23 protein-coding genes are annotated in these 24,422 nt (G+C 32.9%); 7 read left to right on the forward strand and 16 right to left on the reverse strand.

All coding sequences use genetic code 11. From position 1 onward, the window contains the following. Positions 1-264: 264 nt before the first annotated feature. Together ABD940_RS06260 and ABD940_RS06265 are read right to left on the reverse strand one after the other, a co-directional pair. A complete protein-coding gene (locus ABD940_RS06260; RefSeq protein ID WP_345201138.1) occupies positions 265-768 on the reverse strand; it encodes a GNAT family N-acetyltransferase in 504 nt (167 codons plus the stop codon). 56 nt (positions 769-824) lie between these two features. Beyond that, positions 825-1,403, reverse strand: a complete 579-nt coding sequence (locus ABD940_RS06265; protein ID WP_345201140.1) for a Crp/Fnr family transcriptional regulator — start codon at positions 1,401-1,403, stop codon at positions 825-827. Positions 1,404-1,493: 90 nt separating this feature from the next. On the opposite strand from ABD940_RS06265, the gene ABD940_RS06270 reads away from it, so the two are divergent. Further along, positions 1,494-2,180: an HAD family hydrolase gene (locus ABD940_RS06270; protein ID WP_345201143.1), complete on the forward strand. Its 687-nt coding sequence runs from the start codon at positions 1,494-1,496 to the stop codon at positions 2,178-2,180. A gap of 41 nt (positions 2,181-2,221) precedes the next feature. Here ABD940_RS06270 and ABD940_RS06275 read toward each other — a convergent pair whose 3' ends face one another. The 5 genes from ABD940_RS06275 to ABD940_RS06295 form a co-directional block, all read right to left on the reverse strand. Then, positions 2,222-4,624 (reverse strand): alpha/beta hydrolase family protein, encoded by a 2,403-nt coding sequence (locus tag ABD940_RS06275; protein ID WP_345201145.1) that lies wholly within the window; start codon positions 4,622-4,624, stop codon positions 2,222-2,224. Between the two features lie 93 nt (positions 4,625-4,717). Further along, a complete protein-coding gene (locus tag ABD940_RS06280) occupies positions 4,718-5,146 on the reverse strand; it encodes a DoxX family protein (RefSeq protein WP_345201147.1) in 429 nt (142 codons plus the stop codon). Positions 5,147-5,211: 65 nt separating this feature from the next. After that, on the reverse strand, positions 5,212-6,087 hold the full coding sequence (gene era, locus ABD940_RS06285) for a GTPase Era (RefSeq protein ID WP_345201149.1): 876 nt from the start codon (positions 6,085-6,087) through the stop codon (positions 5,212-5,214). Between the two features lie 121 nt (positions 6,088-6,208). Further along, positions 6,209-7,126, reverse strand: a complete 918-nt coding sequence (locus ABD940_RS06290; protein ID WP_345201152.1) for a carbohydrate kinase family protein — start codon at positions 7,124-7,126, stop codon at positions 6,209-6,211. Positions 7,127-7,137: 11 nt separating this feature from the next. Continuing rightward, positions 7,138-8,136 carry a LacI family DNA-binding transcriptional regulator gene (locus ABD940_RS06295; protein WP_345201154.1) on the reverse strand — a complete coding sequence of 333 codons (999 nt, stop codon included), beginning with the start codon at positions 8,134-8,136 and terminating at the stop codon, positions 7,138-7,140. A 325-nt stretch (positions 8,137-8,461) separates the two neighbouring features. On the opposite strand from ABD940_RS06295, the gene ABD940_RS06300 reads away from it, so the two are divergent. Together ABD940_RS06300 and ABD940_RS06305 are read left to right on the forward strand one after the other, a co-directional pair. Continuing rightward, on the forward strand, positions 8,462-9,028 hold the full coding sequence (locus ABD940_RS06300; protein ID WP_345201157.1) for a Crp/Fnr family transcriptional regulator: 567 nt from the start codon (positions 8,462-8,464) through the stop codon (positions 9,026-9,028). Between the two features lie 106 nt (positions 9,029-9,134). Next, entirely contained in the window at positions 9,135-9,464 is a 330-nt protein-coding gene (locus ABD940_RS06305; protein WP_345201160.1) for a DMT family transporter, read from the forward strand. A gap of 69 nt (positions 9,465-9,533) precedes the next feature. On the opposite strand, the gene ABD940_RS06310 is transcribed toward ABD940_RS06305, so the two are convergent. The 5 genes from ABD940_RS06310 to gpmI all read right to left on the reverse strand — a co-directional run bounded on the left by ABD940_RS06310 (position 9,534) and on the right by gpmI (position 14,474). Next, positions 9,534-10,301 (reverse strand): class I SAM-dependent methyltransferase, encoded by a 768-nt coding sequence (locus ABD940_RS06310; protein WP_345201163.1) that lies wholly within the window; start codon positions 10,299-10,301, stop codon positions 9,534-9,536. Further along, complete coding sequence (gene map, locus ABD940_RS06315; RefSeq protein WP_345201166.1) at positions 10,301-11,110, reverse strand: type I methionyl aminopeptidase; 810 nt, start codon at positions 11,108-11,110, stop codon at positions 10,301-10,303. The genes ABD940_RS06310 and map overlap by 1 nt, the downstream gene beginning before the upstream one ends. Positions 11,111-11,279: 169 nt before the next feature. Then, complete coding sequence (locus tag ABD940_RS06320; protein ID WP_345201168.1) at positions 11,280-11,711, reverse strand: BT0820 family HAD-type phosphatase; 432 nt, start codon at positions 11,709-11,711, stop codon at positions 11,280-11,282. A gap of 94 nt (positions 11,712-11,805) precedes the next feature. Beyond that, positions 11,806-12,786: an acyl-ACP desaturase gene (locus tag ABD940_RS06325; protein WP_345201171.1), complete on the reverse strand. Its 981-nt coding sequence runs from the start codon at positions 12,784-12,786 to the stop codon at positions 11,806-11,808. A 146-nt stretch (positions 12,787-12,932) separates the two neighbouring features. Continuing rightward, entirely contained in the window at positions 12,933-14,474 is a 1,542-nt protein-coding gene (gpmI, locus tag ABD940_RS06330; protein WP_345201173.1) for a 2,3-bisphosphoglycerate-independent phosphoglycerate mutase, read from the reverse strand. 188 nt (positions 14,475-14,662) lie between these two features. On the opposite strand from gpmI, the gene ABD940_RS06335 reads away from it, so the two are divergent. Continuing rightward, positions 14,663-14,986: a translation initiation factor gene (locus tag ABD940_RS06335; RefSeq protein WP_309512322.1), complete on the forward strand. Its 324-nt coding sequence runs from the start codon at positions 14,663-14,665 to the stop codon at positions 14,984-14,986. Between the two features lie 181 nt (positions 14,987-15,167). Here the strand turns inward: ABD940_RS06335 and ABD940_RS06340 are convergent, their stop codons facing one another. The 3 genes from ABD940_RS06340 to ABD940_RS06350 all read right to left on the reverse strand — a co-directional run bounded on the left by ABD940_RS06340 (position 15,168) and on the right by ABD940_RS06350 (position 20,405). Further along, the gene (locus ABD940_RS06340) at positions 15,168-16,067 is read right to left on the reverse strand and encodes a leucine-rich repeat domain-containing protein (protein WP_345201179.1); all 900 of its coding nucleotides are present in this window, start codon (positions 16,065-16,067) and stop codon (positions 15,168-15,170) included. 60 nt (positions 16,068-16,127) lie between these two features. Then, the gene (locus ABD940_RS06345; RefSeq protein ID WP_345201181.1) at positions 16,128-18,275 is read right to left on the reverse strand and encodes a PhoX family protein; all 2,148 of its coding nucleotides are present in this window, start codon (positions 18,273-18,275) and stop codon (positions 16,128-16,130) included. A 345-nt stretch (positions 18,276-18,620) separates the two neighbouring features. After that, positions 18,621-20,405 (reverse strand): cytochrome-c peroxidase, encoded by a 1,785-nt coding sequence (locus ABD940_RS06350; RefSeq protein WP_345201183.1) that lies wholly within the window; start codon positions 20,403-20,405, stop codon positions 18,621-18,623. A 292-nt stretch (positions 20,406-20,697) separates the two neighbouring features. On the opposite strand from ABD940_RS06350, the gene ABD940_RS06355 reads away from it, so the two are divergent. Together ABD940_RS06355 and ABD940_RS06360 are read left to right on the forward strand one after the other, a co-directional pair. Next, positions 20,698-21,552 (forward strand): nucleoside phosphorylase, encoded by an 855-nt coding sequence (locus tag ABD940_RS06355; protein WP_345201185.1) that lies wholly within the window; start codon positions 20,698-20,700, stop codon positions 21,550-21,552. Between the two features lie 15 nt (positions 21,553-21,567). Next, entirely contained in the window at positions 21,568-22,026 is a 459-nt protein-coding gene (locus ABD940_RS06360; RefSeq protein ID WP_345201186.1) for a hypothetical protein, read from the forward strand. Between the two features lie 136 nt (positions 22,027-22,162). Here the strand turns inward: ABD940_RS06360 and ABD940_RS06365 are convergent, their stop codons facing one another. Next, entirely contained in the window at positions 22,163-23,524 is a 1,362-nt protein-coding gene (locus ABD940_RS06365; protein WP_345201188.1) for a hypothetical protein, read from the reverse strand. Between the two features lie 584 nt (positions 23,525-24,108). Between ABD940_RS06365 and ABD940_RS06370 the strand changes: the two genes are divergently transcribed. Next, positions 24,109-24,408 (forward strand): hypothetical protein, encoded by a 300-nt coding sequence (locus ABD940_RS06370; RefSeq protein ID WP_345201190.1) that lies wholly within the window; start codon positions 24,109-24,111, stop codon positions 24,406-24,408. Positions 24,409-24,422 lie beyond the last annotated feature (14 nt).

The following is a 24,422-nucleotide window of genomic DNA, read 5'->3' on the forward strand; positions in this document are numbered from 1 at the left end:
CTTTGCCATTATGCAGAAATCTCGATTTATTTTATAGAAATAATTGTAGAAAATCATTGTCCGAATTCCTACGGAATGACAAAGTCTATAATCGTGATTGCCGTTGAAGCGCCCACGAAAATCCTAGCCCCGATTGAAGTGAAAATCCTTTTTTGAAAAAAAGATTGCAACGGAAAGCGGGAAATAGCTCCTGAAAATAAATAACTTATGGTAAATAATTTTAAGATGGCTTCGTCGCTACGCTCCTCGCAATGACAACGACGACTACCCTATTCTCTTACCCAAAATCACCAAAGTCCTTTCCACACCATCTAAAACTGCAACATCAGGAAAAACTCCCCAGTCTTCAAAACCAAAATATCTGAATAATTTCAAGCTCGGTTCGTTATGTAAAAAGATAAATCCTAACAAAGTTTTTACTCCAAATTTCCCTGCATTGTCTATACAATATTGCAGAACTTTTTTACCGTATCCTTTTCCACGGGAATTTTCATCCATGTAAATGCTTAATTCTACCGTTCCGTTATAAGCCGGTCTTCCGTAAAATGATGAAAAACTTACCCAACCTAAAACATTATTGTGCTGATCTTCAATAACCCAAAGCGGTCTGGTTTCAGAATTGTGTTCATGAAACCATTGAATTCTACTTTCTACGGAAATATTTTCCGTATCGGCAGTTACCATTCTTGAAGGAATTGTTGAGTTGTAAATTTCAACGATTTTAGATAAATCTTCCAAGTTTGCATTCCTGAATTTGAGTTCTTCCATTGTATGACAGCATATTTCTGCAAAGATACATGAAGATTTTTTTATTTTTTTACCAATTATTCTTCATTATTTTCTTTCAGTTCAAGCTCTTTTAAAGCTCTGTTTAAACTTCTTACTGTGATTCCCAGATAAGCCGCCATATCTTCTTTTGAAATTTCCATTTCTTTGGATTTCACCTCAAGAAGCTGAGAAAGTGTATGTTCTGTTTTGTGAAGCTGCTGATAAGAAGCTCTGCTTGAAGTATTTACGATACGTTCTGCAAAAACATCGAGCAATAAATTATTTAAAGTCAAATCACTTTTAATTAAAGACTGAAAATATGGAATCGTCATTGAATAAACCGTAACTTCAGTAATGGCTTCGATACTGCAAAGACATGAAACATTTTTAATAACCTCAATTTCTCCTATAATTTCACCTTTTCCTAAAAACTCAACGATATATTCTTTATCATTTTCTTCCACGAAATAACATTTTGTAATTCCGCTTTTGATGAGCATTATTTTGGTAGAAACCTTATTCTGTTTCAATATTTTATCTCCTTTTTCGAAAGATTTTATGGTAATATTTTTTTTATCCTGCTTGTTGTAAAGCTCTTCTAAGTAGTCTAGAAATGGTTGATTTGTTCGTAACATAATTTTATCCGGGACAAATGTCCTTTCGCGGGTTATTTTTTATTCTGAATTTTGTCGGCAGAAAAATACAAAATCTAAAATGAATATAATATGAATTCTATTACTACAATTGCATTTGATGCAGACGACACGCTTTGGATCAATGAACCTTATTTTCAGGAAGCCGAAAAAGAATTTTGTATGCTCCTTGAAGATTATTTGCCACAACATTCTGTTTCTCAGGAATTGTTTAAAACAGAAATGCAAAATCTCAATCTTTACGGTTATGGTGTAAAGGGTTTTATGCTTTGCATGATTGAAACTGTTTGCAAGGTTTCAAATAATACAGCTTCATTGGAATTAATTAATAAAACTATTGAGATTGGTCATGAACTTCTTCAAAAACCTATCGAGCTTTTAGATGGTGTACAGGAAACTTTAGAAAATTTAAAAGGAAAATACAGATTGATCGTTGCTACAAAAGGCGATTTGCTGGATCAGGAACGTAAGTTAAAAAATTCCGGATTACTGGATTATTTTCATCATATCGAAATTATGAGCGATAAAAAAGAAAGCGATTATCAAAAGTTATTGAAGCATTTGGATTGCAAACCTGAAAATTTTTTAATGCTCGGAAACTCCATTAAATCTGACATTCTGCCGGTTTTGGAAATCGGAGGTTTTGGAGCGCACATTCCTTATCATGTAACATGGACGCATGAGCAGCATGATTTAAATTTAAAACATACGAATTTTATGAAACTTGAGAAAATTAGTTATGTTTTGAATTATTTATAAAAAAAAACTCGCTCAAAAAGAACGAGTTTTTTTTAAAATTATTATTTCTTCAAACATTTCGCCAAGAACTGATCCTGTTCCCAAAGCAAATGAAGAATGTTTTCTTTAGCGGCATATCCATGAGCTTCTTTTGGCAAAAGTACCATTTTTACAGGAGCTCCAAGATTTTTCAAAGCCTGGAAATATCTTTCTGTCTGCAAAGTGAAAGTTCCCGGATTGTTATCTGCGTCACCATGAATCAATAACAATGGAGTTTTCATTTTATCGGCATTCATAAATGGTGACATTGCGTTATAAATTTCCGGAATATCCCAATAATTTCTTTGCTCGCTTTGGAAACCGAAAGGTGTTAAAGTTCTGTTATACGCACCACTTCTTGCAATTCCACAAGCATAATCTTTAGAATGTGTTAAAAGATTTGCCGTCATAAAAGCTCCGTAAGAATGCCCTCCAACTGCAACTTTTGTTCTGTCAATATATCCTAACTGATCTACTGCATCAATCGCGGCTCTTCCATTAGCAACCAATTGAGGAATAAATGTATCATTCGGTTCGGTTTTTCCTTCTCCAATGATCGGGAATGAAGCATCATCCAAAACTGCATATCCTTTCGTCGTCCAATAAACAAACGATCCGTAGTAAGGGAAAGTAAAATCATTCGGATTTTGAGTATTTTGTCCTGCTGTATTTTTATCTTTATATTCTGTCGGATAAGCCCAAATTAGCAAAGGAATTTTTTCTTTTTTCGCTTTTCTGTCATAGTTTGCAGGAAGATAAAGTGTTCCCGTCAAAGTTACTCCGTCATTTCTTTTATAGGTAATTACTTCTTTATAAACATCTTTGATACTTTCAAAAGGATTGGCAAAATTAGTTACCGTTTCAGCTTTATTAGACTTAATATTCTTTTTAAAATAATTCGGATACTGACTTGAAGATTGTTGGATCGTTAAAATTTCACCTTTCGAAGGATTTAAAATATCAACAATTTCTTCTTTGGCATTTTTAATATTAGAAGTATATAATCTTTTTTTCTTCAGCGTTTTCATATCCATTTCATCGATAAAAGGATGTTGCCCATCTTTTGTAAAACCGGCTCCGATAAGATAAGACTTCTCTCCTTTCATATCGATAACATATCTTCCGTATTGATTTTTTGTCGTATTGAAATTTCCGGGATCACTGTACACATCCTGATAATTTCTATCGTCAATTACTTTCGATTCACCATTATTCAGATCAACTAAAAAAGATTTTGTGTTTCTTGTATCGTACCAACCTTCCGAAACGATTGCGTAATGATCATTCGTCCAGCTTACATCTTCATATCGTTGTTTAGTCTTAAAGAATGATTTCGGAGCATTACTAAATGGAGCTTCCCAAGTAAAAATTTCATCTCTGTACTCCGCAGTTTTCGATTGATCTCCTCCATCCAAAGCTTCTGCGTATGTTAATGTTGCAGGAAGATCACTTCTCCATCCCATATCTCTTTTTCCTGTTCTTACAGAAGAAAAACCTTTTGGCATTATTTCATTTAACGGAGTTTCATTTACCACTTTTACAACATTTCCATTGCTGTCGTAAACAGTTGTTGTCATTGGAAATCGGCTTAAAGGAACGATGTATGAAAATGGTTTTTTAATAGTCGTTGCCATTAAATAATTTCCGTCTGGAGAAAAACTTAATCCTGAATATAAATCCTGATCTTTTACTTTCTTTAGACTTCCATTTAAATCAACATTATAAACTTCAGAAGCGGTAAGAATTTCAAAATTCTTTTCATCCTGAGGATTTTTCAAAAGATCTTGGTATGTTCTGTTTTGCGAAACTTTTCCGTCGGCAGTAGAAACAATCGGTCCTGTCGGAAGATCTTTACTTGCATCAATTAAGGCTGCTCTGTTTTGTGGAAGTGTTTTTATCAATAAATTTTGAGAATCTTTATTCCACACATACGGACTTCCCAAATTGGCATTTAAATTATCGTTGGTAATTTTCTTTGCTGTTGCCGTTTCCAGATCGACAATCCAAAGTTCTACTCCTTTATTCGTTGTATTGGTAAAAGCTAATTTTTTTTCATCCGGCGAAAAAGAAGTGTATGTGATTTTTGGATTTGACGGTAAATTTTTAACCTGAACTTCAGTTTTATCATTAATTTTTCTGACTTTCAGATTATTAATATAAGTTACAGAACTTGAAATATTCGTCATAGGATTGATTCTTAATCCACCCAGTTTCATTTCCTGTTGGCTGAGATCTTCCAATGTTTTGTATGTCGGACGGTATGTAAAAACGATCCAGTCTTTTTTGCTGTTCATTAAAACACTTGGTGGTCGTTCATAATCTGCAAGTTTTAGAATCTCTGCAGATGGTTTCTGGTAAGTAATACTTTCCTGAGCCTCGTAGAAATTAAGAAACGCAAGAAGGCATATTGTTAACTTTATCTTCATAATATTTCGATTTTTACGAAAATAATGAAAAATAAAGACATAAAAAAAGCAGCAAGAAAAACTCACTACTTTTATTTATATTTTTAAAATTAATTACCAGTCATTAGCTCTTTTTCTCTTTTCAATCATATGATCTACAGAAAATTTTCCGGCTCCGAAAACGATTAACAGAAGATAAACCGATAAATAAATCAGGCTAAGTTCCTGTTTTGCAAAAGGATCGGCTCCATGAACTACAAATCCCGCAATGATCATCGTAAAGATTAAAAATCCTAAAGCGATTCTTGAAAAAAGTCCTAAAATAAGAAGAATCGAACATGCAAACTCTGCAAAAACAGTAAGTCCCAACGATATTTGTGATCCCATTCCTAAAAAGCTGAAGAAATCATTCTTACCTTCCAACAGCATTTGAAGTTTTGGAAATCCATGAGATAACATGGCAAAACCAATAAATACTCTCACAGCCAATAAAGAAATATCCTTTAAAACCGAATTAGAATTTGTTGAGTTCAAATAGTTCATTAAGCAAAAGTTTAATTAAAGATAATGAAAATCTTTTAATAGAACGGCTTTTAGAACATTTTAGTCTATCTGTATCCGAAATTTTTCAGATCTCTGTCGTTTTTTCTCCAGTCTTTTTTCACTTTTACAAAAAGATTCAGGTGAATTTTTTTGCTGAAGAATTTTTCAAGATCGATTCTCGATTCTGTTCCTACTTTTTTGATCGCTTCTCCTTTATGACCGATGATGATCCCTTTCTGAGTATCTCTTTCGACATAAATAATTGAATCAATGAAAATAATTCCTTCTTTTTCCTTGAATTGTTCTGTAACAACTTCTACCGAATATGGAATTTCTTTTTCATAATTCAATAAGATTTTCTCGCGGATTGCCTCGTTTACAAAGAATCTTTCAGGTTTATCCGTATATTGATCTTTATCGTAATAAGCGGGGCTTTCCGGCAATAAAGATTTAATTTTAGGTAAAATGATTTCTGTATTAAAAGCATTCAATGCAGAAATAGGAAGTATTTCCGCCTTTGGAATTCTTTCGTGCCAAGTTTCTACCAACTTTTCAAGACCTTCCTGATTCGTCTGATCTACTTTGTTTAATAAAAGTAAAACAGGAACAGGGATTTTATTCAGTTTATCAATCAAAAATTCTGAAGGTTCCGCTTTATCCGTAACATCTACAATAAACAAAAAAACATCCGCATCCTGTAAAGAATCCTTTACAAAATCCATCATTTTTTCCTGTAAACCGTACTTCGGATCCAGCACTCCCGGAGTGTCTGAAAATACGATCTGTAAGTCATCTTCATTATAAATTCCAAAAATTCTGTGGCGTGTTGTCTGAGCCTTTTGTGTAACAATTGCCAGTTTCTCCCCCATCAGTTGATTCAACAAGGTAGATTTTCCGGCATTTGGCTTTCCAACTATATTTACAAATCCTGCTTTGTGCATAAAAATTATATTAGGATTTGCAAAGTTACTAAACTAAATCGGTCTTTGGAATTAATTAAAGACTTTTACCTACAAAAACCTTTCACAAAAGAAAAAGACTAATCAATTATATTTTTAAAAATTAGAAACTAAGTTCTTTAAATTTTTTAAATTCCGAATATTCGTAATCCGGACAGGCTCCTGATTTTGAAGTAATGAAAGCACCCAAAGCAACTCCCTGTTTTACAATCTCTTCAGGGTCTTGATTCTGAATTCTTTTTGAAATAAAGCCTGAAAGAAAAGCATCACCGCTTCCAACAGTATCTGCAACAGTGATCGGAACTGCAGAGAAACTATAATTTTTATCTTCAACAAAATATCTTGCCCCTTTATTTCCTTTCGTCAAAATAATTTCCGAAATATTAAAATAATCTTGGATAAAAGCTACACTTTCCTCTTCATTTTTATAATCTTTGTCAATAAATTCGAGAATCTGTTTCATTTCTGCTTTGTTCATTTTGACGATATCAGATTGATGTAGAAGCATTTTAATTACTTCAAAATCAATGAATGGCGGTCTGAAATTCACATCAAAAATCTTCAACTTTGCAACTTTTAATAGTTGAAGTAAAGTTTCTTTTGTTTTTTCATTTCTTGCAGAAAGACTTCCGAAAACGAAAGCTTCGGCATTAGAAACCAATTCTTTATCTTGGTTAAGAAATTCAATATGATCCCAAGCTACATTATCAACGATATCATAAGTTGCTTCGTTGTATTCATCAATTTTGGCGATTACCGTACTTGTAGGATATTTTTTATCAATCTGAATATAATCTGTTGTAATTCCCCAACTTTTTATCTGATCGGTTAATTTTTTTCCTAGCTCATCATCTCCTATTTTACTTAGCATTTTTACATCAATGCCCATTTTATGAACGTTATAAGCTACATTGAAAGGCGCTCCTCCAGCTCTTGAGTCTTCAGGGAAAATATCCCAAAGAACTTCGCCAAAACATACGATATAAGGATTTTTTTCTGTCATCATTAAATCTTCTAACATTTAAATTATTATTATTTTACGGAACTTCTTTCCATAAATTTTGCATGAAAAGTCACTCTTTTCCCGTTTGGTGTATAATTATCAATCTGGCTATCAATAAGTTTCACAGATTCTTTTGCCATATCAAACAAAGGTTGCTGTATAAAACTTACTTCCGTAGGAAAAAGATAGTAGGCTTCCGTTTCATCAAAAGCAACCAATGAAACCTGCTCCGGAACGCTTATGTTTTTGTCTATTAAATACCTAAGTCCTGCAATTCCCAATTTATTACTTGAAAAATAAATAGCTGTTTTTTTCGAAAGATCAAGATTTTCCTCCAATTTTGTTTGAACTTCTTCTGTAATATTATGAATTCCTATTAAAATTGTTTTTGAAGAAACCTTTGATTTTGCAATTCTTTTATCAAAACCATCCTGTCTGTCAAGCAAATGCGGAAGTTCTGTATCGTAACCTACATAGATTATTTCGTCGAAATCTTTTTTAACCAAATGATCACAAATATATTCCGAAATCTCTGAGTTATTGATCATTACTCCCGGAAGGCTTACATTTTTCAGATAACGGTCGATTGTTACGATCGGATATTCTTCTTTGATCAGTTTATTGATCACTTCATCCGAATCTACAACCGGCGCAATGATCATTCCGTCAACCTGTTGCTCAGAAAATAATTCCGTGAGCTTTTTGAATTTTTCAGGATTTTCGTCACAACTTCCTATCAAAAGTGTATATCCCAGTTTCATTGCTTCATCTTCAATACTTCGTGCAATGTTTGAATAAAAATCGTTTGAAATATCGGCTACAATTAAACCAATTAGTTTGCTTTTACTCATTTTTAAGCTTTTAGCGATCTTATTTGGAATATAATTAATGCTTTCTGCGACTTCAAGAATTTTATTCTTCGTAGTTTCACTAATGCGGCTTCCCTCTTTTTTATTGAGAACATAGGAAACTGTTGCCACAGAAACTTCTGCAATTCTTGCTATGTCTTTTATAGAAGCTCGTTTCATTTTTTTTAACTTTATGCACAAAAATATTTCATAAAAGATATAAAAAACAATAGCTTCATTTTTTTGGCTATATGGAAAATAATTGTAGATTGGCAATTTTTTCAGATAAAGAATAATTTAAATTTAAAATACTCAAAATCAATTAATTAAAATTTATTTAAATTGAATTTAAACGTAATGTCAATTAATTATTAATAAATAAAGCTTTGGTTCATTATGGTTTTGGTTAAACGTTTTATTTCTTTAAATTCAAAAAACAGTGAAAATATTTTCGTGATGTATAATTTAAAACTGATAATTTTGAAATAAACCACTTTTAATTTATATGAATATTAATAAAATTCTTGATAATATTTATCCACTACCCGAAAATTCAAGAGCAAATCTGGAAAAACACATTACTGAAGTTTCTCATCCCAAAAATTTTTGCTTGATGGAAGCCGATAAAATAGTTCCTTATATTTATTTTATCAAAAAAGGAATTGTCCGTGCTTATGCTTCTACAGAAGAAAAAGACATCACATTCTGGTTTGGAAATGAAGGTGAGCCTGTCGTTTCCATGAAAAGTTATGTCGAAAATAATCCAGGGTATGAAAATATAGAATTATTAGAAAATTGCGAATTATATAAACTTGAAACGGAAAATCTTAAAAAATTATTCAACGAAGATATTCATATTGCAAACTGGGGACGAAAGTTTGCTGAAAGAGAGCTGGTAAAAACGGAAGAATTAATTATTTCAAGACAGTTTAAAACCGCTTTGGATCGATATAAAGATCTGATGAGAGACAAACCTGATCTTTTAAAACGTGTTCAACTTGGTCATATTGCTTCATATTTAGGGATTACACAAGTGAGTCTGAGTAGAATAAGAGCGGAGATTAAATTTTAGTGTTCGAGAATATGAAAGTTTGAAGATCTTTGAGTGATTTTTTAACAATTGTAAAATTTTAATCGTTCTTAAATCCTGAACTTTGTAACAGAAAAAAATAAGGAAAATGAATTGGATTATTTTAGTTATTGCAGGATTATTTGAAGTTGCGTTTGCATCTTGTTTAGGGAAAGTGAAAGAAACAAACGGAACAGCCATGTATTTTTGGTTTGCAGGTTTCCTGATCTCTTTAACGGTAAGTATGCTTTTATTAATTAAAGCCACCCAAACTTTACCCATCGGAACAGCTTATGCAGTCTGGACAGGAATCGGCGCAGTCGGAACCGTTTTAATGGGAATTTTCTTTTTTAAAGATCCTGTAAGTTTCTGGAGAATTTTCTTTATTGTAACTTTAATTGGATCTGTAGTTGGTTTAAAAGCTGTTTCTTCTCATTAAATTAGCAATAGTGCATAATTGATTATATTTAAAAGCATAAAAAACGTCTTCAATACTGAAGACGTTTTTTTATTTTTTATAAACTACGGGAAGAATTTCATTTTTTCTTAACCCAAATTTTTTAATTTCTTCTTCCGGAAATGTCTGAGAATAAAAATTGATATCCGTTTCAAAACCTGCTTTTTTCAAACGATCAAAATAATCCATTCCGTACCAGCGAACGTGATCGTACTGTCCGAAATGTTTTTGACGTTCTTTAGGATCTTTAATCGTAAAATCTTCGTACGTTTTTTCCAAAGAATTTTTCATCGGAACCTGTAAAATTCCCCATCCTCCCGGTCTTAAAACTCTGTACAATTCACTCATCGCTTTTGCATCATCTTCAATATGTTCCAGAACATGGTTACAGAACACAATATCAAAACTTTCGTCAGCAAAAGGAAGATCCAGAATATCTGCTTTCACATCTACTATCGGAGAAAACAAATCGGCTGAAATGTAATCCAGATTCCTCATTCTCTTGAATTTTCTTAAAAATTCCTGTTCCGGAGCTATATGTAAAACTTTATAATTTTTAATAAAAAAATCTGTTTCATTCTGAAGATAAAGCCACATTTGGCGATGTCTTTCCAAGCTTAAAGTTCCCGGAGATAAAGCATTTTCCCGTTGATTTCCGTATCCGTAAGGAAGAAATTTTCTGTAAGATTTTCCATCAATAGGATCTGTGAAATTATCACCTTTAAAAAACTGATAGATAAGCGGTCTCGCCCAAATGCTCATCTTAATAAGCATCGGACGTGGAATTTTGTTCAGTAAAAGTTTAGTGACTTTTTTCATTAAAAATCCAATTGGAAAGCTTTTTCTTCATCACTCACAATTCCCAAAGCATCATAAATATACTGGAAAGTTGAAAGTAGCACAGGTTTTCCGTTGATTACGGCAACATCATGTTCGAAGTGTGCAGAAGGCTGGTTATCCAGTGTAGTAACTGTCCAACCATCGCTATGGAACTTCACTTTTTCAGTTCCAAGATTGATCATCGGTTCAATAGCAATCGTTAAACCGTCTTTGATTACTTTCCCACTTCCCTGTCTTCCGTAATTCGGAACTTGCGGATCTTCATGCATCTGTTTTCCGACACCATGACCAACAAGCTCTTTTACAACTCCATAACCTTCTTTTTCACAGTGGTTCTGAATAGCATAAGAAATATCACCGATTCTCTTTCCTCGAACGCATTGTTCGATACCTTTATAAAGAGATTCTTTAGCAACTTTTAATAATTTTTTTGTCTCAGGCTTTACTTCTCCAATTTCAAAAGTGTAAGCGTGATCTCCCACAAAACCATTCAAAACAGCTCCGCAATCTACAGAAAGAACATCTCCTTCTTTAATTTCTACATTGCTTGGAAAACCATGGACAACCTGCTCATTCGGAGAGATACACAATGAATATGGGAAACCTCCGTATCCTAAAAATGCAGGTTCTGCACCGTGATCTTTAATAAAATCATGTGCCAATTTATCTAAATATAAAGTGGTAATCCCTGGTTTAATTTCTTTTGCCAACATTCCTAATGTTCTCGAAACCAAACGAGCACTTTCTTTCATAAGACGAAGTTCGTCTATTGTTTTTAAATGAATCATTTTTATATAGATGTTAGATATTAGATGTTAGAAGTTAGACTTACAACTTTATAAATATTTTGAATTCTATTTAAACTTCTAATTATCTATATTTCCTGATAAACTTTAAATTAAAAGCAAAATTTTTAAAACTAATTTCTAAAATCTAACTTCTAATTTCTTCTATAATTTACCAAAAAAGTCCTTTTTTCTTTTCTTTTTTAAGTTTTGAATAAGCTAAAACTTCTTTTCCTTCCACTCGGAATTCTATTCTTTCCTGAATAATATTATAAATTTCGCCCCAACCCGGAAATCCTCCAAGATTTCTATCGTCGATAAACCAGTCTGCATCCAGCTTTCTTGACTGATTTTCGGAATCAAAAACCTCTCCTTCAAAACTTGAATTTACAGCATAAAATTCAATGCCGTTGTTTTTGCAGAATTCTACTGCCTCATCCAATGTTTTTCCGTGTCTGTAAGTCCAAAGGATCAATCTGAAACCTTCTGCCTGAAGTCTTCTTAATGTTTCGAAAGCAAAAACTTTTGCCTTGCCAATTCCAGGGTATGCATCATCTACGATGGTCCCGTCAAAGTCGACAGCAATTTTTTTATTATTCATCATTATATTTAAAGATTTAGAAGTGCAAAGATACAAAATAAAAAGAGTGCTAAAAATACTTAGCACTCTTACTTTATAATTTAATAATTATATTGAACTAACTTTTAACCCAATTAAACTGAAACTGCAGATCAGGAGTAGAAATTCTATCTGTGATTTTCTGAAGCCTTGCCGGAAGTTTCATTAAATATTCCTGAGCTTTTTCTGCTTTTTCATTAAGACCTTTTACATGCTCGATCTTCCATTCGTCTAACAGGTCTTTCATAATGTTGATGTAATCCTGACCTGTATACACCATACATCTTTGCGCAGCATCCGAAAAATGCCCCCAAAGTTCTCCAGCTTTCTGACCAGATTGTCTCATCATGTGAGCGGGCATAACGATTTTTTTACGCATCATATCTTCAAATGCGATAATCATTTCCGAAGGGTCTATTTCTAAAATTCTTGTTACGAAATGTTTGTAAGCTTTTGCATGTCTTGCCTCATCTGCTGCAATTACACCACACATTTTTGCCAATTTTCCGTTTCCGGTTTGTTTTGCCAGAGTACCTACTCTTCTGTGAGAAATATTAGTTGCCGTTTCCTGAAAACTTGTATAAATGAAATTTCTGTATGGATCCATGCTTGTTCCTAAGTCGAAACCATCATTGATTAAATATTGAGTAGTGATTTCCATCTGTCTCATATTCACCCTTCCACACAAATAAAGATATTTGCCTAAAAGATCTCCATGTCTGTTTTCTTCACCAGTCCATGCTCTTATCCAGTTTGCCCAGCCGATTTCTTTTTGTTCCTGATCGATTCCATCTACTCCCATCAACCAAGATTCGTATGACGGCAAAGCTTCTTCTGTGATACAGTCACCGATCAATGTTACGAATAAATCATAAGGCATTTCACGCGCGAAGGTCTGGATTTCTTCTAAATCGTATTTAAAATCAGCGCTTGAAGGATCCGGAAGGTAATCAGAAGGCTGCCATATTTTTTCAACTGGTGTTAAAAACTTATCCAGAAAAGAACCGACTTCCTTTTCCAAAATTCCCATTACTTCTTTCCTTACAAGCTTTTGATACATTTTATAAATTTAGGATTAATTTGCAAAGTTATTGTTTTATTTATTATTTACGACATAATAATTTGTTAATTCTTTCTGATATTAGTCATAAAAAAATTGCCGCTATACAAATTATAACGGCAATATTTCTTTAATATTATTCAATTTTAGCTAACTAAAATATCTCCTGTCATGATTTCGGGAATCTCCACTCCCATTACTTTTAGAATAGTTGGAGCTACATCTCCTAATTTTCCTGGTTTAAGATTCCAGGTGTGATCTTTATCCATTACAATGAAAGGAACCAAATTCGTTGAATGCTGTGTATTTGGAGTTCCATCTGCATTGATCATCACATCAGAATTTCCGTGATCGGCAAGAATGAAAACTGCATAACCATTTTCATAAGCTGCTGTTGCCACTTTTTCGATACAGCTGTCAACAACTTCCGCTGCTTTTACTGCCGCTTCAAAAACTCCTGTATGACCCACCATGTCTGTGTTTGCGAAATTCAAACAAACAAAATCTGCAGTTCCGTTTTCCAGTTCCGGAACTATTGCATTTGTAATATCGTATGCAGACATTTCAGGTTTTAAATCATAAGTCGGAACATCTTTCGGACTTGGACAAAGCAATCTTTTTTCGCCAACAAATTCCTCTTCACGACCTCCTGAAAAGAAGAACGTAACGTGAGGATATTTCTCTGTTTCTGCAATTCTGATCTGGGTTTTATGATTTCTTTCTAAAATTTCACCCATTGTTTCGTGCAAAACTTCTTCATCGAAAACAACGTGTACATTTTGGAAAGTTTTATCGTAATTCGTTAGAGTTACATAATAAAGATTCAGTTTTCTCATGAAATATTCAGGGAAATCCTTCTGAGAAAGCACTTCTGTAATTTCACGACCTCTGTCTGTACGGAAATTGAAACAGATAACCACATCATTATCAGCAATTTTAGCTACAGGAACTACATTTCCTGTTTCTGTTGTTTGTGTTAAAATAATTGGTTTGATGAACTCATCTGTCACATTATTATCATAAGAAGCTTTGATTGAAGCTAGCGCGTCTGTTGTCTGAACACCAACTCCTTCTACCATTGCATCATATGCCAGTTTTACACGCTCCCATCTTTTATCTCTATCCATCGCGTAATAACGACCGACAACTGTTGCCAATTTCCCGGTTGTATGAGACATATGCTTCTGAAGTTCGTCGATAAATCCAAATCCTGAATGAGGATCACAATCTCTACCGTCTGTAAAAGCGTGAACAAATACATTTTCGTATAGTCCAAATTCGCCTGCAGCTGTTAAAAGACCTTTTAGGTGATTGATATGTGAATGCACTCCTCCATTGGAAACCAAGCCGATAAAGTGTACTTTTTTGTTTTCTTTTTTAGCATATTCGAAAGCGTCCTGAATGACTTTTTGCTGACCTAATGAACCGTTTTCAACAGCCATATTCAGCTTTACAAGATTTTGGTAAACCACTCTTCCTGCTCCCAGATTCATGTGTCCAACTTCGGAATTCCCCATCTGTCCTGCAGGTAAACCTACCGCCAAACCACTCGCTTCAAGCGTTGTGTGAGGATAGTTTTTAAGACAGCTATCTATGAAAGGTGTGTTTGCTTTATCTAGTGCAGAAACGTCCGGATTCATTCCCAGTCCCCATCCGTCAAGGATCGCTAATATTGCTTTTTTCGACATTTTGTATAAACTTTTGTACTACAAATTTATTTATTTTGAAATGAATGAAAGAATTGGCAGACTTAAAATTTGTTTAAAATTTGATTATCTTTCTTTCACTTTAGAGTAAAAAATAAAAATGCACCCTAAAAATTTCTCCAATCGGCTTTTTACTTTCTTTCCATTCAAATAATTATTAATTTTGCCATATGGATTTAAGAGATCAACTGAAAAACCTTTTTCCTGAACATGAAGAGCAGGATTTTGAGATGCCTGAAGAACAATTCAAGCAGAAAGAACCTTTGGTATGTAAATTTGAGAAGAAAGGCAGAAACGGAAAACCTGTAACGATTGTGGAAGGCTGGGAAGGAAACGAAGAAGATTTGAAGAAAATCTCAAAAAAAATAAAAACCACCTTAGGAATCGGCGGTTCTGAAAAGGATGGAACGATTATCATTCAAGGAGATAATCGTGATAAAATAATGAATATCCTTAAAGAAATGGGCTATAAAACCAAAAGAGTCGGCGGATAGTATTTTTACCGCAAAAGCTTCAAAAGAGTAACGCTTTGATTATTTAAAGTTTATCATTAAGCTTCAAAATAAAACAAAATCTTTGTTTTTTATTCTTTTGCAATCTTTTGAATTCTATTAAACTAAATTTTAAAACATAACAAGAGCTTTTGTGACTTTTGTGGTTAAAATTAAACCCGTTTTAGAAATAAATCTGCGTTTGCGGCATGATGGCTTTTAATTTTTCAATGGTTGCTTTTTCCATTGGATTGCCCGTTAATATTAATGTTTTAAGATTTTTCAATTGTGAAAATTCGTTTGGAAGATCTTTTAAATCATTATTAGCCAAGTTCATGCTGACAACATTTTTCAGACCTTTTACTTTGGGTGAAATTTCTTTGATATTGTTCTGACTTACATTTAAAAATTCTAAATTCTTTGACTGAAACAGTTTCTCAGGCAATTTTGCGATAGAATTTTGCTGTAATTCAAGATATTTTATTTGTTTTGGAAATTCAAGATTTCCTAAATCGTTGATTTGATTGGAAGACAGATTTAATGATTTTAAATTTTTAATTTCGTCTAAATCTTTCGCAATAAAACTGATCTGGTTTCCTTGTAAATTAATTTCCTCCAATGTCGGAATTTGTAATAAAGCTTCCGGAAAAACATTCAGATTATTGGCGTCTAAATGAATGACCTTTAGTTTCTGAAGTTTTGCTACGTTTGGATTTACACTTTTCAATTCATTTAAATTAATTGAAAAACTTTCTAATTTCTGAAGTTCTGCAATTTCGTCCGGAATGAATTTGATGCTGTTTTCATTTAAGTTCAAGATCGTCAATTCTTTTAAGGCAAAAATTGATTCATCCATTTTCTCAAACTTATTCTCCATTAAATTCAAAAAGAAAATTGAATTCAACTTTTGAATTTCCATCGGAAGATTGAACATTGTTTTTCCTCTGAAACTCATACTGTAGATTGTCTGTCCGCTTTTTATAGCATCGTCAACATTTGTGTACGTCGGGTATTTTACAGGATCAATCTGAGCTTTTGCCTGCGCAAGAATTAAAATAGAAATAGAAAAAAATAGCTTTTTCATAAATATAAAAAACTACCGGCAACAAAAAATATTACCGGCAGCAATGTAAATATTAATAAATTATTTTTTAAGAAGTTTTACCGTCTGTTGGAAACCTCCTTCAGCTTCGATATTTAAAACCAATATTCTGGAAGACTCAAGCTGTTTTGTGAAATCTAAGTCTAAAACCTTGTTCATTCCTGAGTATTTCTGTGTGAATACTATTTTACCATCTATACTGTAAGCTGTTACCATAATATTTTTCAGTCCTTTTGGAGAATTGATCTTCACCATTCCTGAAGTAGGATTAGGAGCAACCGTTACTGTTGTATCTTCCGCATGAGTATCAATCGTTCCTAACGTTCCTGCTGTTCCTAAATTGTTTTTAAGAGCAACTACGATCGTCGCGGATTTTCCTTTGTAATCAATTGTATTTCCTGTCGCATCAATATCCGTAGAAATTGTAGAATCAGGATGCTGAATCGAGAAGAATCCGAACTTATGATCCGGCGTAAACGTAAGACCAGTCGGCTCTGATCCTGCAGGCATAGAAGCAAACAATTTTACTTTTGGATTTGCCTGAGTATGATCCGGAGCAATTACCCAGATGTAGTTTTTACCACCATCCTGAAGAACCCAAAGGTTTCCAAGCTCGTCGAAAGTAAGGTTATCATTTCCATCTCCCCAAGCTTCAGTTTTTGTTCCCTGAGCAGTGTCGAAAGAATAGTTTGTTGTAAGACCTCCCACGAAAGTTTCAACATTGGAAGCTGTAGTTCCGTTATCCTGAAGTCTGTATACTTTATTTAAACCTTTAGCTGTAAAATAAATTTTACCATCAAGCGGACTGATATCAACATCTTCAATTCCGTTGAAAGAAGTTCCTCCAAGAGATTGCGCTAAAGCTGTTGTATTATTTTGATCTGCTTTTGTTTTGTTAGGAACCTGAACCCAAGTTGCAGTAGTCGCTACAGGATCTCCATTGCTTAATCCCTGATCTAATTTTAATACATAAAGATTTCCTGAAGAAAGATTATTCGGAGTATCCATGATATATTTATAAACCATGTGAGTTCCGCCATCTTCACCATAATAAGCTGTAGTTCCTGCATTATTGATCACTACATTTTCGTGATTCATAATACCCATCTGCCAAAGTTTACCTTTAGAACCATCGGCATTTTGAGAAATTACCTGAGCTGTTGCAGGATCGATTTCTACCAACCAACCATAATCTTTCATTCCGTCTGCATTTACATCACTTGAAGTAGTTTGCTCTTCTGCTGTAACTACAGTTCCCCAAGGAGTAATTCCCCCAGAACAGTTTCTGATGGTCTGAACCAAACTTGGAGCCGAGAAACTTACCGCTCTTGATCTTGTCAATTGCCAAAGTTTTGTAGAACCATTATAGTTGATTTCCGCCATTGTAACACCTCCAGGATTTGTTTCGTGGTTTACAGAAAGATATCCGTTAGTCGCGCTTCCATTTTTAGGAACATATGCTGTAAAATCATTCTGACCTCCAACTAATCCTCCTCCTTCTGTATAATTATCCCCTTCTTTCAGGATCAATTGATATTTATGTTCAGTAGGAATAATCAATTTATTTGTCTGAGTTGTCGGAACGATTGAAGTAAAACAGCTGATGTGAGCGGCATTACAAGGAACCGGTGTTACTGTAGAAGTAGTTTTAAGGTAAGCATCAATTCTTAAATCAGAACTTGCTGCTCCTCTATTGTGCAATTCGATCGAAATTCTGTTGTTTCCGTTTACGAATTTAGATTTTGGAATAGAAAAAATGTTGTAAACACTTTCTGCAGCACCATCAATCGTTGTGCTTGACCAAGTATTGAAATCAATTGTTCCTGCAGGCATATTATCTCTTACAACCTCTTCACCATTAAGATAAACAACAATACCGTCATCTCTCATGATTCCCAATTCCATTGTAGAAGAAAGATCGTTTAAGTTTACTGTAAAATCTTTTGCAAAATAAGCCGTGATAAGACCTGTAGCCGTCGTAGTCGTTACCGGATCACCATAACCAAGAGGTCCGTTTCCTTGTGACCATGCAGTAACGTCATATGTAGTATCTTTCCATTGAGCCGCTAAAGCTGCATTCGCATCATTGTACTTCCAAGAAGAATTCTTGTTAAAAATAAAAGTCTGTGCGTTCAATAAAGAACTCGTGACCATTGCAAGAGCTGCAACTGTTAGTAGTTTTCTTTTCATTTTAAATTTCGATTTATTAGACGATGCAAAACTATCAGATTGTTGCGAAGCCCCTGTTAATAAGACTTTAAATAAATCTCTGTAAATATTAATTAATAGAAAACCGAATGTTAATTAAATTAATTTTATGTTAAATTAAAAAAATATTAAAATTTAAGTGTAATTTATTTTTAGCTTAATGACAAAAAATAACCTGTAATACATTGACTACAGGTTACGATATAGAATAAAGTGTAAAGAATTTAAATTTTAAACAAATGTCTATTGTTTTATACTGACAAAAAACATTCACAGGTGATACTTTTTATTTATGATTTAAAGTAAAAAGAATCAAAATGTCAGTTTTTAATTATTTTTTGTTTTGCTTATATCAGTCAATGAATTCAAAAATGCTATGATTTGTTTAATCTCAGTTTGAGTTAAATTAAGTTTATCCGGAGCCAGAGTTTGATTTTTCACTTTTAATCCGAGACCTTCTCCTCCACCTTCATTGTAAAAATCCATTACTTCTTCTAAAGTATTAAAAGCTCCATTATGGAAATATGGTTTTGTCAATGCCGCATTTCTTACCGTAACTGTTTTGAACGAGTTTTCATAAATCCATGAGTTTTCTTTTTTCACAGGACTGTTTACTCTTCCTTTATCATTATCCAATTCCATAGGTTTCTGACTGATCGGCTTTGTTGTTATTCCCAACACTTCAGATTCATTTTCATTGAAAAACGGCGAAACTAATCCTGAAAAATTTGGAGCAAAATGACAGGTTGCGCAATTTGCTTTCCCCATGAATAAATTAAATCCTTTCTTCGCATCGGAAGAAATTTCCTTTTCATTTCGCATGAATTTATCAAAATCACTTTCGAAAGAATATAATGACGCGACATAAGAACTTAAAGCTTTTGAGAAGTTCTCTTTGCTGATATTTCCTTTTTTAAATGCCGTTTTAAAAGCCTTTCTGTATTCAGGTTTTGTGTTTAATTTTTTAATGATACTTTCATAACTTGTATTGAATTCATCTTTATTGTAAATCACATGTTCCGCTTGCTGTTCAAGGTAAAAAGCCCTTAAATCATAGAAAAATCTTTTCGCAAAAACCGCATTATATAAAGACGGAGAATTTCTCAACACGGTTTTTCCTTCTACATTGCTTTGAGATTTAGATTTTAAATCTGTAAAAGCATTTTCAGGTAAATGACACGTTGCACAGCTCATTTTTCCGTTATCACTTAAGTTCTGATCATAGAAAATTTCTTTTCCCAATTTTCTCAATTCGGCATTATCTTCATCTTTTTTTAGCAAAGTATAAAAATAAGGATCCAGAAAATCGCTGCTGAAAAGGTTTTTATTATTGACATTCCAACCCGAAAATTCTTTCAGATCATCGCTTCTTCCATCCCAGTTTCCAAATTCTTCATATAAAGGCTGAATATATTTTTTATAAAATTCTATTCTGTCAAAAGTTTCAAAATCTGTATTTTTTGATAAATAATCTATTCCTTCAGTTAAGATTGCATTCGCTTTCTGAACATTATAGTTTTTAAAATAAGGATCATCATTAATGTATTTTTTCATTCCTAAAAAAGCGTGACTTGCTTCATCGGAAACGTTTAGCGAACCTGGAGTATCAAAACCTGTAACGCCTAAACTGTACATTCTTATCAATTCAATTCTTAAGGGTAAAGTTTTATTATTTCCTTTACTTAAACCATTTTTAACCGAGCTTAAATAAAAACTTGCGTAACTGTTATATAGAAAATTTGTAATCGTAATAATTTCATCTTTTTGCTCCGCAGCTTCATCGGAAAAAATCAATTCATCCAAAACCTGCAATCCTTCAGGCGGAAGCGTGTAAGCTTTTGTTCCCGCTGCTTCAATATGAAATAACGGCGCTGCATTAAGCTTGGATTTTGTAAATTCGGGGTAATGATAAGCAATATAAAATTCAATTTCTTTGAAAGAATTCCTTGTTTCTTTTAATGATTTTTGAAGATCTTCAAGGGAGATTTTATCCTCAGAAAATTGATAAGCGTCGGTTTTTAGCTGATCCAGTTTTGATTTAAAATCTGCTAAACCTTTATTAACAACAGAATTTTCAGTTTCAACACCTTTGTACGTCGGGTTGAATGACATTATTGCAAAACCTATCAAAAGTATCACAATAAGTAACGGATAAGATCTCATTAAATTTTTTGCGCAAAACTATCGATAGCAAAACAATCATACGTTACTACAACTTTAACTTTGAATTAAATAATGTTTACATTTTACTTAAGAGATTTTTTACTAATTTTAAATCCCGAAAATCAAAATTCATTATTCGCTGAAAGTCAATCTGCTTTTTGACTTCGTTTTAAGATAATGATGAAAGGAATTTGGGGGAGGATTTTAAAACAACTTTAATTTAAACTATAAAAACATATTTATGCTCAATAAACTTGCAGCTTCAGAATTGGTTCTGAACGATGACGGAAGTGTATATCACCTAAACCTTTTACCGGAAGATATTGCCGAAAAAATCATTCTTGTAGGCGATCCCGACCGTGTTCCGAAAGTTTCACAATACTTCGACAAAGTTGAAGTTAAAAAAAATAAAAGAGAATTCTATACGCATACAGGAACTTTAAGAGGCGAAAGAATCACGGTAATGTCAACCGGAATCGGTACAGAAAATATCGATATCGTGATGAACGAACTTGATGCTTTGGTAAATATTGATCTTAAAAATAAAGAATTTAAGACTGAGCATTCTTCACTTCAACTTTTCAGAATGGGAACTTGCGGAAGTGTGAATCCTGATGTTCAGGTTGATAATATGCTGGTTACACAGAATGTTGTAGGATTGGACGGTTTGATGCATTTTTATCAGGATTATGAATTCGAAAATGATTTTTCTAAGAACTTTTTAGAGAAATTTCCTTACGCGAAAATCAAACCGATGCTTTATTTTGCAGACTGGTCGGAGGAATTGGGAGAATTATACAAAGACGCAAAATATCACGGAAATACAGCGACTTTTCCAGGATTTTATGCTCCACAGGGAAGACAGCTTCGTTTGAAAGCGCTTGATGATCAGTTTTTGGAGACATTAAATGATCTTGGTGTAACCAATTTCGAAATGGAAACTTCTGCAATTTACGCTTTATCTAAACTTTTAGGTCATAAAGCTATCACCGTAAATAATGTGATTGCCAACAGAAGACGCGGAGAATTTTCTGCAGATCACCATGCTTCTGAAAAAAATCTGATTAACTGGGTTTTGGAGAGAATTATTAAGTAATCTAATTTGTAAGATATGCACTTAGAAATAAATGAGTTAATATCTACAATAAATAACATTACTAAATATGGACTCAAATCAAATTTAGTAACATCGGGGCAAGAAAAAGAATTGAAAAAAAATCTTGTTAAAATTTATTATCTGTATTTTTTGATAGAATATAAATTTGACAAAAACAATTTTGTTGCATTTGATAAAGCTAAATATTTTGATATCAGAAAAAATGTAACGAGTAATTTTAAAGATTTAGGATATTATAAAATAGTACTTGATATTCATGATATTGACAACAAAAATGATTACGCCATCGGTGATGCGGTTGATGACCTTACACATATAATTCTAGATCTTTTAGAAATTAAATGGAGAATAGAAAACAATAGTCCAGCTGATGGATTGTGGTTTTTTGATTTTATCTTTAAGAATCACACTCAACAACACATTATTGATCTTTTAAATTATATGGAAAAATGAATCTATTGAATTTAAAACGATAAATACAAAAAGGATCTCAAAATTGAGATCCTTTTTTATAACCATTAAAGTAAACTTCTTAATAAGATCTTTCAATCTATTTGAAGTGACGCGTCGTATTATTTATTTAATTCTATTAAAATTCATTTACCGTCACATAAAAATGTGAAGAGTACAAACTTTCAGGATTTACAGAAAGATTGGTAAGGTTAATTGTAATATTGGATGTTGAGGTCATTCTAGGATTTGAAATTGAAAAGGTAGAATTTCCTGCAAAATCTCCCGCAGGAGTTACAACCACCGTAGCTTTCGTAGAATTAGGAATCAGAGATGAAGGAATTGCAATATCCATTGTTGTAGATCTTCCTGAAGCCAAATTATTAATGGAAACACTTGGCCAAACTTCAAAACTAATCTGGTTTTTATTGACTGTTCCTTTATCTCCCAACTTGTATTGTCCGTTTACGTCTAATTTCGCCGTATTATTTGGCGTACTTGTACCGATTCCGACATTTGCGTTGCTATCTCCCAAAACAATTGCGTTATATTGAGAAGTCGTTGCATTATAACCTATCGCCGTTGAATTCTGTCCAGCTGCATTTGCCCCTGAACCTACAGCTGTTGAATTTTGTCCGTTTGTCAAGGAATTATATCCAATTGCCGTTTCACTGTTTGAATTTGTTTTTGCAGCATATCCTAAAGCTACAGACTGAAATCCCGCAGCCACAGAATTATTTCCTAATGCAGAAGATTCGTTTGCCGTTGTTTTTGCATTATACCCTATTGCCGTTGATTGAAATCCGTCAGCAAGAGAATTATTTCCCAAAGCTGTCGATGCATTCTTATTTGTTTTAGCGTTGTAACCGATTGCATTTGATTGAAATGCCCCTGCAGTAGCTTTATTTCCTAAAGCTAAACCGTCATTTGCTGTTACAGATGCTTCATTACCCACAGAAACTCCTTGATATGCAGAACTCGAAATTCCTATTGCAATACCATTTTGCCCTGCACTTGCTCCAGAACCTAAACTTACAGAATTATCAACCCCCAATCTTCCTGATTTCACAGAATTTACTTTAAAAATCAAGTCATCTGAAGTATTTGTTCCTAAAGAAAGATTTGTATTAGACCCTCCGTAATTTCCACTATTCGTTGCGGAATTGTTCCAGTTTGCTACTCCGCTGGTTGTATTTCCGGAACCTGTAAGAAGCATATTCCATTTAGAATTATTCCAGTAATAAAAACCGGTGTCTATCAATCCTGCTGAACCATTGTTCCAGACAATTAATCCATTAGACGGAGAAGGAATTGTAATATTATCAGTAGTAGATGTCAAAGCGATACTTGGAAAAAGAACCCCTTTATTTTTAGAATTAATTTCAAGCATTGCAGAAGCATTAGGACTTGGAGTGCCTATGCCTACCTGAGCTAACGCAAAATTAAAATTAATTAATAATAAAGCTGTAATTCCAATTTGAAGTTTTGATTTTCTCTGCATCTCTAGTTTATTAAATAGTTATCGTTTCCTGAATGCAAATATAAGAATTTTCAATAAAACATGCTTTTTTTTACATAATTTATAATTTAACACTAAATAGTGAATAATAACAATAAAAACCCTTATTTTATCACCATTAGATGAATGTAAACATAGAATTAATTCTATATTAAATATGCGTTAAAAGTTAATAAAACATCGTTTATAGTTATTTTTTAATTTTAATAAAATTCAGTTATTAATAAATAATTTCACTCTAAAATGAATAAAATACAATTTATCACTATTTAATGAAAAAAAATTAGAGTTATTTTTCGAAAAATATTGTCTTATAAAAGGTTAGAAGGATACCAATTTGATTTAATTTATAACAAATGAGCAAAACGTAAAAAATCAAAATGAATAATGCAATCATATTTTAAATGAAAAATAAAATCTCAAACAATAAATCATTATTAAAGTTAAAATCAAAAACCAGCAAATTTAATAGCTGAAATTTTTATGAAAAGTTTAACACTCGTCTGAAGTTTTAGGAATAGTTCTTGTTTAATTCATATCAACAATCACTTTAAATATTTAAAATTATGAACAATTCAGAGTATAACAAAGCGGAAAATGCAGTAAACAATACTGAAAACTCTTTAAAAAATGCAACAGACGATGCAAAATGGAAAATTGAAGAATTAGCAGACAAAGCAAAAGATTATATCAACGAAAAGAGAGCCAATGATGAGGAAGCACAACAAGAAGACTGGTTTGACAGAGTAAAAAATAATGCATCTGATGCTTGGGACGATATTAAAGATAAAGCAAATGAAGCTTGGGAAAAAACCAAAGATGCTGCAGAAGATGTAAAAGCAGAATGGAACAAGAAAACGAATTAAAATTTCAGTCATAT

Origin of the sequence: Chryseobacterium ginsengisoli (assembly GCF_039542325.1) — a bacterium.
Classification (GTDB): Bacteria; Bacteroidota; Bacteroidia; order Flavobacteriales; family Weeksellaceae; genus Chryseobacterium; species Chryseobacterium ginsengisoli.

What these genes read in the sequence shown, in the direction of transcription:
- ABD940_RS06260 (WP_345201138.1), bottom strand. Translation starts at nt 768, where the DNA reads ATGGAAGAACTCAAATTCAGGAATGCAAACTTGGAAGATTTATCTAAA.
- ABD940_RS06265 (WP_345201140.1), bottom strand. Translation starts at nt 1,403, where the DNA reads ATGTTACGAACAAATCAACCATTTCTAGACTACTTAGAAGAGCTTTAC.
- ABD940_RS06270 (WP_345201143.1), top strand. Translation starts at nt 1,494, where the DNA reads ATGAATTCTATTACTACAATTGCATTTGATGCAGACGACACGCTTTGG.
- ABD940_RS06275 (WP_345201145.1), bottom strand. Translation starts at nt 4,624, where the DNA reads ATGAAGATAAAGTTAACAATATGCCTTCTTGCGTTTCTTAATTTCTAC.
- ABD940_RS06280 (WP_345201147.1), bottom strand. Translation starts at nt 5,146, where the DNA reads ATGAACTATTTGAACTCAACAAATTCTAATTCGGTTTTAAAGGATATT.
- era (WP_345201149.1), bottom strand. Translation starts at nt 6,087, where the DNA reads ATGCACAAAGCAGGATTTGTAAATATAGTTGGAAAGCCAAATGCCGGA.
- ABD940_RS06290 (WP_345201152.1), bottom strand. Translation starts at nt 7,126, where the DNA reads ATGTTAGAAGATTTAATGATGACAGAAAAAAATCCTTATATCGTATGT.
- ABD940_RS06295 (WP_345201154.1), bottom strand. Translation starts at nt 8,136, where the DNA reads ATGAAACGAGCTTCTATAAAAGACATAGCAAGAATTGCAGAAGTTTCT.
- ABD940_RS06300 (WP_345201157.1), top strand. Translation starts at nt 8,462, where the DNA reads ATGAATATTAATAAAATTCTTGATAATATTTATCCACTACCCGAAAAT.
- ABD940_RS06305 (WP_345201160.1), top strand. Translation starts at nt 9,135, where the DNA reads ATGAATTGGATTATTTTAGTTATTGCAGGATTATTTGAAGTTGCGTTT.
- ABD940_RS06310 (WP_345201163.1), bottom strand. Translation starts at nt 10,301, where the DNA reads ATGAAAAAAGTCACTAAACTTTTACTGAACAAAATTCCACGTCCGATG.
- map (WP_345201166.1), bottom strand. Translation starts at nt 11,110, where the DNA reads ATGATTCATTTAAAAACAATAGACGAACTTCGTCTTATGAAAGAAAGT.
- ABD940_RS06320 (WP_345201168.1), bottom strand. Translation starts at nt 11,711, where the DNA reads ATGATGAATAATAAAAAAATTGCTGTCGACTTTGACGGGACCATCGTA.
- ABD940_RS06325 (WP_345201171.1), bottom strand. Translation starts at nt 12,786, where the DNA reads ATGTATCAAAAGCTTGTAAGGAAAGAAGTAATGGGAATTTTGGAAAAG.
- gpmI (WP_345201173.1), bottom strand. Translation starts at nt 14,474, where the DNA reads ATGTCGAAAAAAGCAATATTAGCGATCCTTGACGGATGGGGACTGGGA.
- ABD940_RS06335 (WP_309512322.1), top strand. Translation starts at nt 14,663, where the DNA reads ATGGATTTAAGAGATCAACTGAAAAACCTTTTTCCTGAACATGAAGAG.
- ABD940_RS06340 (WP_345201179.1), bottom strand. Translation starts at nt 16,067, where the DNA reads ATGAAAAAGCTATTTTTTTCTATTTCTATTTTAATTCTTGCGCAGGCA.
- ABD940_RS06345 (WP_345201181.1), bottom strand. Translation starts at nt 18,275, where the DNA reads ATGAAAAGAAAACTACTAACAGTTGCAGCTCTTGCAATGGTCACGAGT.
- ABD940_RS06350 (WP_345201183.1), bottom strand. Translation starts at nt 20,405, where the DNA reads ATGTCATTCAACCCGACGTACAAAGGTGTTGAAACTGAAAATTCTGTT.
- ABD940_RS06355 (WP_345201185.1), top strand. Translation starts at nt 20,698, where the DNA reads ATGCTCAATAAACTTGCAGCTTCAGAATTGGTTCTGAACGATGACGGA.
- ABD940_RS06360 (WP_345201186.1), top strand. Translation starts at nt 21,568, where the DNA reads ATGCACTTAGAAATAAATGAGTTAATATCTACAATAAATAACATTACT.
- ABD940_RS06365 (WP_345201188.1), bottom strand. Translation starts at nt 23,524, where the DNA reads ATGCAGAGAAAATCAAAACTTCAAATTGGAATTACAGCTTTATTATTA.
- ABD940_RS06370 (WP_345201190.1), top strand. Translation starts at nt 24,109, where the DNA reads ATGAACAATTCAGAGTATAACAAAGCGGAAAATGCAGTAAACAATACT.